This window comes from Neobacillus sp. MER 74, assembly GCF_023714155.1.
The window spans coordinates 1-16,409 of the sequence record NZ_JAMAUV010000041.1 but is presented as its reverse complement, the minus strand read 5'-3'; the positions used below and the strand labels follow the sequence as shown (position 1 = coordinate 16,409).

The following is a 16,409-nucleotide window of genomic DNA, read 5'->3' as shown; positions in this document are numbered from 1 at the left end:
GAAGGCCTTGGGCAGGCAAATATACATAAAAACAATAAAAGCTTGTGAAAAAATCCAATAAAATCCATAAAGTATGTGAAATATGGTGTAGGAGTGGAAAAAACTCAAACTTAATCGACAGTCTCATATCTCCGCCTATTTTAGCTTTTTAGCGCTCATTTTTATAATTAACCGGAAATTCTCCGCATATGAATTCTGTTCAATAATGCCTCTCGCTTACTTACCAGCAAATTGAGCTTTTTTCTGTTCAACGGCTTTCAAATCAAAGCGGTCAGCATTCATCACTTTCACCCATGCCGCGATAAAGTCACGGACAAACTTCTCTTTGTTATCATCTTGAGCATACACTTCTGCAATGGAACGGAGAACGGAGTTTGAACCAAACACAAGGTCCACTCGAGTCGCTGTCCGTTTCACTTCACCTGTTTTGCGATCTCGTCCTTCATAAACGTTTGCTCCGACAGGCTTCCACGCCACACCCATATCAAGCAAGTTCACAAAGAAGTCATTCGTGAGTTGGCCAACTGAATTGGTGAATACGCCGTGTGCCGTGCCGCCATAGTTGGTACCCAGTACACGCAGACCACCAATAAGAACGGTCATTTCCGGTACCGTAAGGTTTAACAGTTGAGCTTTATCAATGAGCAGTTCTTCCGGACTTACACTGAACTGCTGCTTTTGATAGTTTCGGAAACCATCAGCAACAGGCTCGAGCACGTCAAAGCTTTCGGCATCTGTTTGTTCTTGGCTCGCATCACCGCGACCAGGAGCAAACGGAACAGTTACATTAAAGCCTGCCTCTTTGGCTGCCTTCTCGATGGCGGCACTACCGCCAAGGACAATCAAATCGGCCAAGCTTACATCTTTTTCGAATTCCTTTTGAATGCCTTCCAGTACCTGAAGCACTTGTGCTAGTTGTTCCGGTTGATTCACTTCCCAATCCTTTTGTGGAGCAAGACGGATGCGGGCACCATTGGCACCACCGCGATGGTCAGAGCCGCGATAGGTACTGGCAGAAGCCCAAGCCGTAGTTACTAGCTTGCTAACAGTTAATCCCGAGTCTAAGATTTTTGCTTTCAGCTCGGCAATATCCGCAGCTGTTAACTCATAATTACCAGCTGGTACAGGGTCCTGCCAGATGAAATCTTCTTCTGGAACTTCCGGACCGAGATATCTGGCTTTAGGACCCATGTCACGGTGTAACAATTTGAACCAAGCGCGGGCAAATGCATCGGCAAATTCATTCGGGTTCTCGAAAAAACGACGACCAATCTTCTCATAGATTGGATCATGACGTAACGCCATATCAGCCGTGGTCATCATTGTTGGCACTTTAATCGATGCATCTTCGGCATCTGGGGCAAGATGTTCTTCAGCAGGGTCGACAATCAGCCACTGCCATGCCCCTGCAGGACTCTTTGTCAGCCACCATTCATAGCCATATAATAGCTCAAAATAACCATTATCCCACTGTGTTGGGTTCGCGGTCCATGCACCTTCAATACCGCTCGTGATTGTGTCACGGCCTTTGCCGGAACCGTAGGAGTTGATCCAGCCTAAGCCTTGTGCTTCAATAGGAGCCGCTTCTGGCTCTCGACCAACATGAGAGGCATCACCTGCACCATGGGCCTTACCGAATGTGTGACCGCCGGCAATAAGAGCAACGGTTTCTTCATCGTTCATTCCCATACGGGCAAAGGTTTCACGAATGTCCTTGGCACTGGCAACTGGATCTGGTTTGCCATTTGGACCTTCAGGGTTTACATAGATCAGCCCCATTTGAACGGCCGCAAGTGGATTCTCAAGGTTACGATCACCTGTATAACGATTATCCCCAAGCCATTCCGTTTCCGTACCCCAATAAATATCTTCTTCCGGATGCCAAATATCGGCACGTCCTGCTCCAAAACCAACTGTCGGGCCACCCATGTCTTCAATCGCGACATTACCGGCTAGTACAAGTAAGTCGGCCCATGAAATCTTGTTCCCATACTTTTGCTTGATTGGCCAAAGGAGTCGTCGGGCCTTATCCAGGCTTGCATTGTCAGGCCAACTATTAAGCGGTGCAAAACGCTGGTTGCCAGTTCCGCCGCCGCCTCGTCCATCCCCAGAACGGTAGGTACCGGCCGCGTGCCATGACATACGGATAAAGAAAGGACCATAATGGCCATAGTCCGCTGGCCACCAATCTTGACTGGTTGTCATGAGATCACGAAGATCTTGCTTCAGCGCAGGATAGTCTAACTTTTTAAATTCCTCTGTATAATCAAAGTCTTCACCCATTGGGTTTGATTTTCTGTCATGCTGACGGAGTATATTCAGGTTTAACGCGTTAGGCCACCATTCCCGATTGGTCGTACCACTTGATTTGACACTAGTCGCACCGCCGTGAAACGGGCAGCCCTCGATGTTTCCATTTTGTTTAGCATCCATATTTCTTATCTCTCCTTTTATGTAAATTTATTTATATATAATTATGTTTCTAGTAAAAAACTTAGACGCATTAATTATAATAATTATTAAATAGTATTTGTAATAATTATTATCTAGTTGTTATAATAAATTACTAAAAATAAAAAGTCCAGAAAAATGTCGTTTAAAAAAATTTACAGTAACAAGAAGGTGGATCCTGCTGTTGAAATGGAGTACAAAAATCTGATGTTTCCTAGGTGTATGTAGGTAAAATTTAAGAAGAATAATTGGAAGATAGAATAGAAATGGATGAAAAAGATGTTTTTATATTCTCATTATAATGAAGTATATTGTTAGTGGGCAAGTTATATGAGTACCTTAAGAGAAATCATTTTGGAGATATGTTCACGGAATGTTTATATTCATCGCTTGCTGGCAGGCTATGTCCACTGAAGAAGATCATATATAGGCATTAATAGGTACTCGATATTTTCATAGAAAGAGAGCTGGGAAGTAATGAAGCAATATGTCATTAAGGGGAGAACAAGAGGAATCGATTAAGGCCTATATTAAAGAAATAATGTTATTTGGCTGGAATACAGGACCAAATTGAAGGTCGGAACGTATATGTCAGATCTTCTTGATTGATACAACTAAATGTCCCAGTGAGAATGCATATTAACAAATCTAATTAGGTAAGAAATGAAAGAGTTTTTGGAGTTTGTATTATCGCAATACATCGAAACTGGGGTTGAAGAATTGGATCAATAGAAGATGCCCCGCCCACTGGAATTAAAATATCATTCAATTAAAGATGCGGTACGGCACTTGGGGGTGTTCAGAATATCCACAATAAATTTATATCCTTTCAGAAACTTTTATACAAAAAGCAAGAGTCTTAAACAAAGCCACCTATATTATAGGTAGCTTTTGTTATTGAGAATCAACATATTATTTCTTCGTATGGATGTCAGGTTTCAGATGCATTTTTCTATATATATTTAAACATTCGAGAATAAATTGCTCTTCATCGCTTGATAAAACTATATCTAGTTCATCTAATTGGCTATTTTCATTATTTGTTTGTGGTTCAAAAGGAATAAATGATTTCATAAGTTCTTCTTTAGGTATTTCGTCGTAAACTTCTCTCATTTGTTCATAGCTCAAGAAATTAATCAAATTTTCTTTAGCTTCCATATTAAAGGTATCACCTAAATATTCATCAAAATATTTAATAATATATTGGTAATATTCATCCTTAAAAACATCTGCCATAGTACACATTACACCAATGACGAGGTCAGTAAAGACTTCTATCCATGTTTCTTCATTAGTTTTTTCATTCCGCATCATCGATTTCATTGATTCTAATAGTGGAGTTAGGATTAACCTTATTGGGTCGGCACCAATAATTTCAGCTAAAGCTATATTAACCTCGGATGATGGTGGTTCAACCTTACCATTCTGAAGATTACTTAAATAGGACTTGTTTTTATTAAATCCTTTTTTTCTTAACTCCGTTTCTATCTGGCTTAGACTTAGTTTAGATTTTTCTATATATTCTTTAAGTATTCCAGAATATCGAGCCATTTTCTTCATCCTTTATTTTTTTTTACAACAAAGTTGTTGAATTTTACAACGAATTTCGTTATAATTTATTATAACAGATGTTACCTAAATTCACAACGATAGTAATGATAAATGTTTGATAAGTATTATTTAACAAAGGGGAGATGGAGTAATGGATAGTCAGAAAACAGAATTTGATATTGGCGGAAAATTATTAATTGGTGTGGGTATGGTTTCAGCAACATTTTTAGGGGCTAAATTTATTGATTATCAGAACAGGAAAAATGCAATGATGGCAGGAACACCAATTAAAGACAATAGTTACTTTGATTTTGATATCGACCTGCCAAACAAGAAATTAAAAATCAATAGAAAAACCGAATTTGAAATGAAGGAACCAAAAACAATAATAAAAGAGGTTCCTGTTGTACCAGGTTTCAAGAAAACAAAAAAAGTTAGAGTGCAAGTGGATCAAGATGGAAATGAAATTCCAGGAACAGAAGAAAATGTTATGTGATAATAACCCTAGGGTATTTTCTTATTCAGAAGAGCTAAACAAACATATCTAGTAACAGACCAAATCGTTTTTGATTTGGTCTGTTACATTATGAGCAACCAATTAAATTAACAAAACGTAAATTCTCTATTACAGTGTTATAGGAATATGTAATTAGATAGCAGACATTTGAGGTAGAGCCTTGAGGAATTCTTGATGATGGAGTACGTAATAATTTGGTCTGTTGAAGTTCCTGGTCAAATGTGAATGTCCGAATTACATTTATAATCTTAATATCAAGAAGTATATAGGGAGGTTCCATGGATGGACAAGGAAAAGGAGACTGACCTAACCACTGCCAAGGTACAAACGTTTGACAAGCTTATTGAAAGTTACCCAACTCAAATTAAGGATATAGTTGAAACCTTACGAGCTGTCTCTAAGGCAAACATGTCAGATACATATGAATTTGTTTATCATAATGCCCTCAACTACAAATTGTCGGAATCTCCGGGTACGTGGGTCTGTTACATCTCAGCTCAAAGGAACCATGTTAGACTGGGGTTTTATTTCGGGGCAAACCTTTATGACCCGAGAAAACTGTTAGAAGGCACTGGGAAACGAATGTGTCACATCAAAGTAAGGACTGTAATGGAAGCAGATTGTGATGAATTGGCACAATTGATTCGACAGTCCTGGTCCAATTTAGCCGAAAAATAGGAGTTACATTTGAAGGTAGAAAAAATCAATATTTAAATTAAAAATTAAGAGAATCTAAGCTTAAGAAGGGGTGTTTCCAAAAAAGTTAGCATTAAGCTGAGCTTGATTTTAACTTGGATATGGAAAAACTCAATGAGTGCCTAAAAGTAAAATTAGAGGAAGTTGATAAATTTGAACGAAAAGGAACAAAAAATCAAACAAGCGATGAAAAATAGTGCCGCCTCATTAGCAGTCGATGGACACATTGTTACAAAAGAAATGAGTGACCTCGTTTACCGTAAATTAAAAGGGGAAATAACGCACGAACAGTTTATGGCTGAGGCATTGAGGATGACTTCAAATAAAGAAAAGGAAATGTAAAGATGGGAGTTGCACCGTGGGATATGGTATGTGAACTGTTTAAACTGTTTTGGGGAACACCGCGGCATAGTATACGTCATGAACCGCCGTGTGAACAGCACTTTTCGGGCATTGTTACAATGAACGATTTCTATACATAGGTTCGTGAAAGGCAGGTAGCTGATGAAGTCACTTTCAAATAAATTAATAGATTATGAGAAAATCGTCCGTAATGCGCTGATCTATTTTTGTTGTTTGGTTTTTCTTATGACGATGCTGATAGAGGCTAATCCGGATTTCATTCGGGAAAATATCTTTATTTACGTTGGTTCATTTGTATTTTGTGGATTGCTTGCAAAAATGGTGAAAGACCGCTTAATTATCGCTATTAATAAGTTTTATGAAGAAGAGTGGGGGAAGATCGAATCAAAAGATGATGCGGTATCCTGGCAAATAGCAAGAGCTGCCATCGTGTTTATCCTTTATTATTTTGTCCAGCTAGGAATTTGTATGCTTTTCGCGCCAGATTTTATAAACTATAGGTTCCATGGATTTAAGATAGAAATTACGTTATTCCTATTTAACTGTTTGATTGTATATTTGCTGTATCGGAAGTTTGTATTTAAAGAAATAACAGTGTAGATATTATGGACCCGATAGAGTAGACACTCAAATTCTGTGGCCTAACCCTCAATACGGTAATGCATTATCGTATTGGGGTCAGGCAACTTTTTTATATTGGCAATTGTTCACGAAATTTAAATATTTATCCCGTGCCAACATCCAATGTCCACTGAAGAAACGAGACGAAGTCGAGCAATTATGGAATTCAGCAATATTCAGTTTTTCTGACATAATTATCTACCAATGGAAACAAACAATTGATTTAAGCGTGTCTTTATTTTTATATTTGAGACATTTATTAACATTTTTGTATTACAATAGTTACATAATATTTTAATAGAATGGGTGATTATGGTTGTATTCAATATTTGAAAAGTTATTTAGTAGTGCGAATGATTTAGGCGTTAGTGAGTTTACAAGCTACTTCCTACTTTTTCAATTTCTCCTTTTTGCAGGATTACTTTCATTACAAGGAATTAGAATTTATAAAGAAATCTTTATTATGAAAAAGGTACAATCAGAACTTATTTCTATTCACAAAACTTCTAATACAGAAGCTTACGAGATAGACCGTCAAATAAATAATTTATTCTCAAAGATAAAGAAATCTAGATATAAGATGCTTTGGGAACGTTATTATAATCGTGTCTCAGAAAAGAAAGAGGACGAACGGATCAATGTTGAACCTTTTTTTGGTTTTGACATTATGCATTACCATATGGGATATCGTTCACTAATGGATGTGGGTGCGGGAATTAGTGTAAGTATAGGTGTATTAGGTACATTTATTGGATTATCCATGGGATTATCTGACCTGCAAATTGGCAGTACCGAAGCATTGCGCACAGGTATTGGAGGATTATTGAATGGGATGAAAGTTGCTTTCTATACTTCTGTATGGGGTGTTACCCTATCGCTTTTTTGGACTTTGATAGATCGTCTCATAAGTGGACAATTAGACAGGAATATTGATTGGCACTCGGAAAAAATGGATTATCTTTTGAGCACGGATGACGAGGAATTATTTTTAAATCGTCTCGAAAAAATCACAAGGGATCAATCAGCCCATCTTAAAACGTTACTAACAGATGCCTTAGAGAGAGTTATGCAGCCCGTTGTCATGACGATTCGTGAATCAAATGGGAATGTGAGTCAAGCATTTACACAATTACATGATCAATTTTCAAAATTACAGTCAGGTGTAGAAAACCAATCCAAACTATTAGAAAACCAACTGGAATTAACAAAAACGAATAGTCATGATATTTCCGATAGGTTAGTTGAACAGATAACCGGGGGAACACAGGAATCTATTTCAGATTATAGTGCGTTAATCAAAGATTCTCAAATTTTACAAACCCAAATGGTTCAAACGATAAACCAAGTTGTTGATAGTTTTGCCTCAACCCAAAATAGTCAGTCAACCACCATAGAGCGGACTGAACGACTGTTTGAAACATTTGAACAAATGACAGCAGAAATGAATCAAATGCGCAGCAGCTATGCTGAAGCCTCGAATTTTATGGGAGATTTATCTAAAACGTTCCAAAATATTCAACAGTTGACCCAAGATCAGCTTCCTGTTCAGCACGAAGTCATGAGAAGCAATCAATCACTTGCTGATAAATATGACGGATTAACTGAGAGGTTTATCGAATTCAATGAAAATGTAGAAAGAAAATATGAAGGCTTATTGGAAGAAGTGTTAACCATTTCTAAAGGTTTAACCTCGACATTCCAACAAATGACCAACAAATTTAGTGATTCTTTGACAATCCAGACAAATATGTTGAAGGAATCTGATACACTTCTTCAAAATGTAAAAGGGGTTGTCCAATATTTAACGCCAATTGCTCCCGAACTAAAGGATGTAGTAGGTAATATCAACCACCTAAAAGAGCAGCTTACGACGATGCAGCAATTACAAAATGATTTGCTACCGGAACTTGTTGAAATGAAACAACAAACAAATGAAGTCGTAGAGGATGCACTATCAACAACCAAGAGCTATATGAGTGACATGAGGGATCAGCTAGATGCCATGAAATCTAATTGGAATACGACTAGAGACCAATTTGAAATCACGAGAGAAACGCTCCAAATATCTGTTAGAGACTTCTCTGAGAATATTGATAATGGCTTATCAAAAACATATCAGCACTTTGATGAGACATTAACAAATGCAGTGAAACAAGTCAGCCAGCTAGTTTACCAGTTTAGTGATTTACAAAAGGATTTTGTTGATACTTTAGAGGACTTAACAGAAGAAATGAGTAAAACGAAAGCTGTGAATGTCAAATGAGAAAAAGGAAAAGAGAAGAAGTAAACTACTGGATGTCCTATGCAGATTTAATGAGTGCGATGCTAATGGTATTCGCACTTCTTTTGACTTTGGTTATTTTAGATTATAAGGAACTTCTTGATAAAAAGGAAAAAGAAATCAAGCAGGTAGTCTCGGTGAAAACCGAAATAATTAAAGCCTTAACAGAACAATTTAAAGAATCCAATATGTCTATTGAAATCGATCAGCAGACGGGGGCGATTCGATTCCCAGGAAGCGTGCTTTTTTCAAAGGATTCATCTGAAATTTCTCCAAAAGGGAAACAATTCTTGAATGCATTTATTCCTAAATACTTGGACATTCTGCTCCAACCACGATTTAGGAATGAAATATCTTCAATTATTATTGAAGGTCATACAGACAAACAGGGGACGTATATTCATAATATGAGGCTTTCGCAAGACCGCGCTTTTTCTGTATTGGACTATATTTATAGTAAGGAAATTCCTCCTTTTCCTGTAAAAAAATTATCACAGAGTTATATAACCGCTAACGGACGTAGTTTTAATCAGCCATTGAAGAACAAGAAAGGTGAATATGATCCTGACCGTTCTCGGAGAGTTGAATTTTTATTCCGTTTGAAAGATGATGAAGCAATTAAAGCCATCCAAGAGTTGGTGGAGGAATGAAATACGAATACCAACCGACAATGCTAAATACGTGGGTAAGAGATAATCGTGGGATAAAAATAAGCACCTCCATTGAAAATATGAACACAAAATATAAAGGTGAATTAGAATTATTAAAAGAGAACTTTAAGGTTGTTAAGCACTTTCCAATAGACAGTTTTTCAAATTGGGCCAATGGATTATCTAGGAGACAGAAATTATTGTTGCCTAATCTCTATGACCAAAATTTGAAGCCTGAAATAAAGGACAATCTGCTTCAAGTGATTCAAACAAACGCTAAAAGTGAAAAGAGGCTATTTAGAGTATTAGTAGATTCTCTTTATCAGTCCTGTGACATGGATGAACTTTGGAAACTAGTTAAATTTTCTTATGAAATGCATGAAGAGAAACTGCAAAATAGATTGAGGGAAGAAGAAGCAAGTAAATGGAAATCGTTTTTGAACAGTAAGGAACCTGTCCATCATCTGGCGGTTCGGGCCTATGAAAGTAAGAATGACTTCTTACAAGAGTTGGAGAGTTTTTACTTAACGGATAATTTCCCACTCTATCGTCTAGTTCTCATGGAAGTCTTTTCGTTTGCAGATGAATCCTTCTTTGCCGAGGAGAAAAGCTTATACAAAAAATACTTTAAATTGGCGACTAATGAAGAACAACAAAAAATGGCAGAGGGCTTAATTAAGAATTGTAAGCTAAATAATGTTAGAGATCTTGGAAAGTTTATTTATGAGAGGTTAAAGACATATAGACGTAAGCCAATGTTATGGAACAAGGTTGGAGAGGAAGAAAGAAAACGATTTGCGAATTGGATTTTAAAAATGGAAATCAAAGATTTCTTCGGAAACGTCAATACAAACCATGAACGCTATAAATATTGGAAGAAGTTTATCGTCAATTTAGAAGATGTCGTTGTAACGGACAATCGAACTACAATGATTATGTATTTTCCAGATGTTGTCGTCATGGAAGTATTAGGTACCGGAGCTGTTTATGTGTATAAAGCGTCTGATTTTCATCGGTATTTCCAAAAGAAGATTGACACCATGTTAGCTGAGAAGGAAAAATATCAAAATTCCTATTACGTACCAAGAGAAGTAAAACGAAGTGAACTAATGGACAAATATCGGACAATTAAGGGTGGTTGGTTAACTCACACAGGTGATTGGCAATTTAAATTTGATCATTGGCTTCGTTCGTACCTAGGTTGGGAGGTAGATGAGCATGCTCTTCTTCAAAAAGAAGCAGAAAGAGATGAAGGTTTTATTGACTCCTAAGGAATCAGGAGTGGAAATAAAATTACATTTAGTAGAAGGGAAAGGGACTACTCCCCTTTCTCTTCCTTTAATTAAGGCACAAATTGAAGAATTATATAAAGTACCAGGTTTCCTTCATTATGTTGCATGGGAAGAACTCTATGAAAGTGGATTATTAGATAATAGCCTTCTAAAATACGAAGATTATTATCAGATTATTAATGAAGAAAACGGTGCAGATATACTTCAACTATTAGGTCTGCCAATTAATGAGATGAAGGTAAATGGTGAACTATTACTAAAATCTCTTCCCCAAGAAGCGGATTTAAAACTTGAATTAAGAAATTCAGAGGGGAAAATCCTTGATAGGATAGGAAAACAATCTGGTGCACTCTTTCAGAAGGATAGTGAACTATATTTATTCTCTGAATCGATTTATTCCCTTAAAAAGGCGGTTAATGATCAATATGAAAATGGCTATCAAAAAGTTGGGGTTTGTCAGAATCTCGCAAAAGCAGCCGGAATTAGACTTGAGAATTTCCTTGAAAAAGAATCCTATCATGTAGTAGATCAATATGATTTAGATATTAAGATTCATAACCCCAACCATATCGAACTAGTGGCAAAAGGAATGTCTTCACATGAAACAGAACACCTTAATCAACCATCAATAGTTAGCAGTGTGAAGGACGGTATTAAACGAGAGAGATTTGTCAAAACAATTCAGGTAAATGAAGATCTTCAGCAAATATTTACAAAAAGACATATATCAGGTGAAGAAGTGCCGATTTTTCTAGAAAATCCTTCAGCCGTCCTTCCTGAACATGACTATTTAATTGACCTGGAATCCTTTTCAGAAAGAGTTCGGGGGTTAATACCTATTGAAAAAGTGCGCCCACGCTTTACCGAAGGTACTGGGTTCATGTGGTTTAATGATGATGGTGAACAAGTTGCTGGTTATGACCCCGACTTTTTAATTGAATTAATGGAAAAACATCCTAATCAGCAATATGTGGAATATGAGGGTAAATGGATCTATCTTGATCCAACATTAAGGAAGAGATTATTAGAATTACCGACAGATGAAGAAAATAAAATGAAGCAGCACTTTGCTCTTGATATCAAAGACAATGAAGACGAACTAGATTTTGTTATTGATCGTAATAAAGAAACATCTATTCATTCTTATCCGATTCCGTCTACACTAAAAGCAGACTTATATGAACATCAATTAGAAGGATTTCAGTGGCTTTGTCATTTAGAAAAACAGGGGATAGGCGGTTTGTTAGCGGATGATATGGGATTAGGTAAAACTATAGAAGTAATTACCTTCTTACTGCATCAAAAGGAAAAACAAATGCTGAAACCCACTTTAGTGGTATTACCGATTGCATTAATTGAAAACTGGATAGAAGAGATACACAAATTCGCACCAGCCTTGGCTGGAAGTATGTATGTCCACAAGGGTGGCAGCAGATTAAAATCCTCAGAAATGATTGCGCGGCATGAGCTTGTATTTACAAGTTATGATACTTTGAAAATTGATCAATTGCTGTTGGGAAAAATAAAATTCCGGTCCATCATATGTGATGAAGCTCAAAATGCAAAATCACACAGTAGTCAGCGGTCACGGGCATTGCGAGCGATGCAATCCGATTTCCGATTAGCGATGACAGGTACACCAGTTGAAAACAGTTTAGAAGAATTATGGTCAATTATGGACTTTGTTCATCCAGGTGAGTTAGGGTCATTAAAAGAATTCCGAAGAACATTTATTCAAACAAATGATTACGACGGACTATTGGAAAAGATTCGTCCGTTTTACTTAAGAAGAACAAAAAAAGACGTTCTAGATGACCGACTACCTAAAAAATATGCTGATAAGGTATTGAGGGTTGAGGCATCCAAAACACAGCATTCTATTGCGTCATCAATGCTCCAGACAAAAGAAACCGGTCAAGTTGCCATACTCAATATGTTAATGAGATTAAGACAATTGTATGGACATCCCGGTGTCATCATACCCCAATATGAAACCTTACCAGCAAACGAAGTACCAAAACTTGAAAAGTTACTAGAAATAGTTGAGAAAGTAAAAGGTAAAAATGAAAAAATCCTCATCTTTACTGAATTTAGAAAGCTGCACTCCATATTAAAACGCCTATTCATGCAAAGGTATGGAATATCGGTGCCAATTATTGACGGTGAAACGAAAAATCGCCAATCTGTTGTTAATATGTTTAACAACACATCGGGTTTTGGCATTATGATTCTTTCGCAAAAAGCTGCTGGGGTTGGTTTAACCATTACTAGTGCAAACCATGTGGTTCATTACACAAGATGGTGGAACCCAGCAGTCGAAAACCAAGCAACTGACCGTGTTTACCGTATAGGACAACAAAAAGATGTCAATGTCTATCAGATTATTACAACTGATCTAGCTAATTTTCCACAAGGAACAGTAGAAGAACTCATGCATGAGTTACTTGAAAGGAAACGAGAGTTAGCTGAAAATGTCATTGTTCCATTTAATATGAGTGATCTACAAAAAGAACTGGTAGAGAAATTAGCAGTACAGAAAGTTGTAAATTAATTCATTTTAAACAGATTTAAATAAGAATTGATTAAATTCAAGGTCTAACCGAACAAAGTTAGGCAGAATAACAGTGAATTCATTTGGAGGACTTGACTTATATCATAATAAAATTCTTCCATTTTCGAAATCAAATTTAACTTTTCAGGGTAGTCCGTTCTATAATCTGATAGAATTTCACCCGAATTTTCTTGAAAAAAGAATCGATAGTCAGCACCAGCTTTGTTCCCAACTTGTTGCTAACACAGCACCAGGGCATAGACTTGAAGTAGCAAATAAGAAAAGCCGGGTTTATAACACGTCGATCCTAGGTTCTTAAAAATATCCAATTTCCATTGTGGAGGTGTTGTTTAGAATTAATTACGGGAAACTGTACCATATGAAAATACGCTGTTTTTTTATAAAAAAGAAGTTTAAAGCATGACAACCAAGGGGGAAGAGAATTTTTCTGCTGATGATTACTCTTCTCCTTTTTTAGTATGCTTTAAAATGTCCTTGAAGGGATTTGTTGTTCATATAGCGAAAAAAGTACTATAAAATTCATGAAAAGGGAGAGCTGCTTAAGATGAATCTAAATGATTTAGCTAGGATATTGAATGAAATGTACTCCAATGCTCCAGAGGGCGATCGAGTAGCAAAAGTTCATTTATTTGGGGTAAAATATGCAGAGTGTATATTGAGAAATAATTTTTAAGCTACTGAGATTGTTCGTTTATCAGGAATAAAACCGTCATATGCAACTGAAGTGAGTAATGGAATTAAGTTGACTAAGTATGTACTGCCAAGGGAGCATGAATGATGAAGGTGTCCACAAATTCGTGAAAACTCTATCGAAAGTAATGTCAATAAGAACATTGATAATCAAAGAATAGCTATTCAAAATAACAAGCTACAGAAGGGAGTAGAGACAATGGCTACGACAATCGAAGTGAACAAACAGAGTGTCAAACAGTTATTAGAAACAGGCAAAGTTAATAAATTCATTATCCCTGAGTATCAACGTCCATATGCTTGGTCTGACGAACAAATTCAAACGCTCTTTGATGATTTAGTAGAGTACACGGAAAATGATAATGAGAGTACTTATTTTCTGGGAACGATTGTTTCCTACGAAAATGAGAACAATGAACAGGAAATTATAGACGGTCAACAGCGCATCACTTCTTTGTTTTTATTGCTTCGAGCACTTTACTCAAAGCTTAATTCAATGACAGAAACAAAAGAGGTGAAAAATTTTAAGAGGCAAATTGAATCGGCATTGTGGGAACAGGATGAATTAACTGCTGAGGTTGATTACGAAAAAACACTTATTGAATCCAGGGTGATGGGGGATGAAGGAAACAAAACCTTCGCTAACATTCTTATCAGTGGCACCATTGAAGAAGGTGCGAAAGATAACTATTCGTTAAACTACAAATTATTTACAGAGCTAATAGAGAAGTATGCATCGAATGAGCCAGAGTTGTTTTTCTGGTTTATCCGAAATGTTTTGAACAAAGCGATTTTATTACCAATTACCGCAGATTCACAAGATACTGCGTTAACAATCTTCTCAACTCTTAATGATAGAGGACTAGCTTTATCCGATGCAGATATTTTTAAAGCAAAGATCTATAATTATTTGGATACTAAAGGGAAGGCAGTTTTTATTGAACAGTGGCAACAACTTGATGATGCAGCTACAAATGCGAATGAAAGTATTCAAAAATTGTTTTATTATTATATGTTTTATTTGAGAGCGTTAGAAAACGATAGAAATACAACGACACCAGGGATAAGGAAATACTACTCAAGGAATAACTTTGAGCAATTATATAAGAAGGACGTGATGAACAACCTAAATACGGTGCTTAACTTATGGCTCGTGGTAAATAATCGTATAGAAATCGAAGATGAAGACTGGTCGAAAAATATTGAAATAAAAAAGGTACTTGATGGGTTATCTTCTTATCCAAATGAATTTTGGAAGTATCCAGTAGTCATCTACTATCTGAAATATCATGGTTCGCAAGCTTTTGAAGAACTATTCTTGAAATTTCTCAAGAAACTACTCGCAGTTTTAGCGGCGCGGTATATAGTAACGCCAACTATTAATGCTGTAAAGCGAGGTATCTTGAATTTAAACTCTGAAATTATTAGATCGCCTATGCCAACATTTGATTTTGCTGCAGTAGATGAACAGGAATTAAAAGGGAAGATTAAGACGGCTCACCGTAATACTGTTCGTATGATATTGAAGATTCTTGCTTATCAAAGCCAAGAGGAACTTCTACCTGAGAAGTGGGAAATAGAGCATATTCTTCCACAGAAATGGCAATCAAGTTATTTTCCAAGCAATTCTGATGGAGAAGTAAAAGAGTTAGTTGAACATATAGGGAATAAGATTCCGTTTGAGAAAAAGCTGAACATTATTGCCAGTAATGGATACTTTAAAAAGAAACAAGAAAGTTATAAAAAATCAAAAGTACAGATATTACTTGACCTTTCTAACCAACATAATGATTGGGGCCTTAATGAAATTCGAGAAAGAGATATTCGGATTTCTGACGAGTTGTTAATCATACTAAATGATTGGGGATTAAATCAATCTGACTTTCCAGTTCAAGAAGTACAATCTCCAATTCCAACGGCTGAAGAATTAAAGATGATTGAAGAGTTAAAGAGAAAAGGTTTAATTTAAGAAAATAAGTTGATTTAACCTTATTCACATGGCTTTTTCATCATTTACATAGGTTATTTAATGAGCTGCTCGAATTGATGGGCAGCTTCTTTTTGCATTATTGGTTCCTATTTTGATGAGTTATAAAAGTCCATTTTTCCTGTCACGAGAAAATTTACACAATCTAGTGAAATTTTATCATAGGCAATCAGAGCAAAGTAAGAATTCCGTTTATTATGCTTTCATATTATCATATTTTTTTAGACAGTCGTTTTACTAGATGCACTTAATTTAAGTACGACAAAAAGAAAGCGTTTTAGTATTTACATTTATTATTTATGGGTATATTGAAATAATTTCTTATATCCAAATATCTAACAAAAGGTGTAAAATGTGTAATAGTACCTATATTAACAGAATATTTTTGGGAGGACAGAAATGGCTTGAATAAACGAAATTTTTTCGTTTATTAAAGGATTGATTGTTGGGGTATCTGTAAAGATAGATTTAATTAAAGAATACAGTGCTGACATGGATATTAAGGTTGCTAGCTATCAACGTTACATAAGAGATATAGAAAGACAACTTGATACCTCTAAGGAGGAATACATAATAAACCAAAGGCGAATAAGCTTTGTTGAAATAAATTATGTAAGCCCGAATTATAAAAAAGACGTACCTTCCGGTACGCATTTCAAATAGCCGTAAATTCCGATTTTTTTAATCGAATTACGGCTTATTTCATATTTATTCTGCATTCTGCCTTAATCATTTTTG

General features: G+C 36.2%; 11 protein-coding genes and 1 pseudogene. 10 read left to right on the top strand and 2 right to left on the bottom strand.

The genetic code is table 11. The features are described from left to right. Positions 1-216 precede the first annotated feature (216 nt). Both katG and M3610_RS26855 read right to left on the bottom strand, forming a co-directional pair. Positions 217-2,433, bottom strand: coding sequence for a catalase/peroxidase HPI (gene katG, locus M3610_RS26860; protein ID WP_251463542.1), 2,217 nt, complete (start codon positions 2,431-2,433; stop codon positions 217-219). A 930-nt stretch (positions 2,434-3,363) separates the two neighbouring features. Continuing rightward, positions 3,364-4,002 carry a hypothetical protein gene (locus M3610_RS26855; RefSeq protein ID WP_251463541.1) on the bottom strand — a complete coding sequence of 213 codons (639 nt, stop codon included), beginning with the start codon at positions 4,000-4,002 and terminating at the stop codon, positions 3,364-3,366. Between the two features lie 151 nt (positions 4,003-4,153). Between M3610_RS26855 and M3610_RS26850 the strand changes: the two genes are divergently transcribed. The 10 genes and pseudogenes from M3610_RS26850 (at position 4,154) to M3610_RS26810 (ending at position 15,653) form a co-directional block, all read left to right on the top strand. Continuing rightward, positions 4,154-4,498 (top strand): hypothetical protein, encoded by a 345-nt coding sequence (locus tag M3610_RS26850; protein ID WP_251463540.1) that lies wholly within the window; start codon positions 4,154-4,156, stop codon positions 4,496-4,498. 303 nt (positions 4,499-4,801) lie between these two features. Further along, entirely contained in the window at positions 4,802-5,197 is a 396-nt protein-coding gene (locus M3610_RS26845; protein ID WP_251463539.1) for a DUF1801 domain-containing protein, read from the top strand. A gap of 171 nt (positions 5,198-5,368) precedes the next feature. Continuing rightward, positions 5,369-5,557 carry an antitoxin VbhA family protein gene (locus tag M3610_RS26840; RefSeq protein ID WP_251463538.1) on the top strand — a complete coding sequence of 63 codons (189 nt, stop codon included), beginning with the start codon at positions 5,369-5,371 and terminating at the stop codon, positions 5,555-5,557. A gap of 162 nt (positions 5,558-5,719) precedes the next feature. Continuing rightward, entirely contained in the window at positions 5,720-6,178 is a 459-nt protein-coding gene (locus M3610_RS26835) for a hypothetical protein (RefSeq protein WP_251463537.1), read from the top strand. Between the two features lie 337 nt (positions 6,179-6,515). Continuing rightward, positions 6,516-8,462, top strand: a complete 1,947-nt coding sequence (locus M3610_RS26830) for a MotA/TolQ/ExbB proton channel family protein (RefSeq protein WP_251463536.1) — start codon at positions 6,516-6,518, stop codon at positions 8,460-8,462. After that, a complete protein-coding gene (locus tag M3610_RS26825) occupies positions 8,459-9,130 on the top strand; it encodes an OmpA/MotB family protein (RefSeq protein ID WP_251463535.1) in 672 nt (223 codons plus the stop codon). Before M3610_RS26830 ends, M3610_RS26825 begins: the two co-directional genes overlap by 4 nt. Beyond that, positions 9,127-10,401 carry a hypothetical protein gene (locus M3610_RS26820; protein WP_251463534.1) on the top strand — a complete coding sequence of 425 codons (1,275 nt, stop codon included), beginning with the start codon at positions 9,127-9,129 and terminating at the stop codon, positions 10,399-10,401. Before M3610_RS26825 ends, M3610_RS26820 begins: the two co-directional genes overlap by 4 nt. Further along, positions 10,349-12,973 (top strand): DEAD/DEAH box helicase, encoded by a 2,625-nt coding sequence (locus M3610_RS26815; protein ID WP_251463533.1) that lies wholly within the window; start codon positions 10,349-10,351, stop codon positions 12,971-12,973. Before M3610_RS26820 ends, M3610_RS26815 begins: the two co-directional genes overlap by 53 nt. A gap of 565 nt (positions 12,974-13,538) precedes the next feature. Further along, positions 13,539-13,772, top strand: a pseudogene (locus M3610_RS28675) (HTH-like domain-containing protein). 111 nt (positions 13,773-13,883) lie between these two features. Next, positions 13,884-15,653, top strand: a complete 1,770-nt coding sequence (locus tag M3610_RS26810; RefSeq protein ID WP_251463532.1) for a DUF262 domain-containing protein — start codon at positions 13,884-13,886, stop codon at positions 15,651-15,653. Positions 15,654-16,409: the final 756 nt, after the last annotated feature.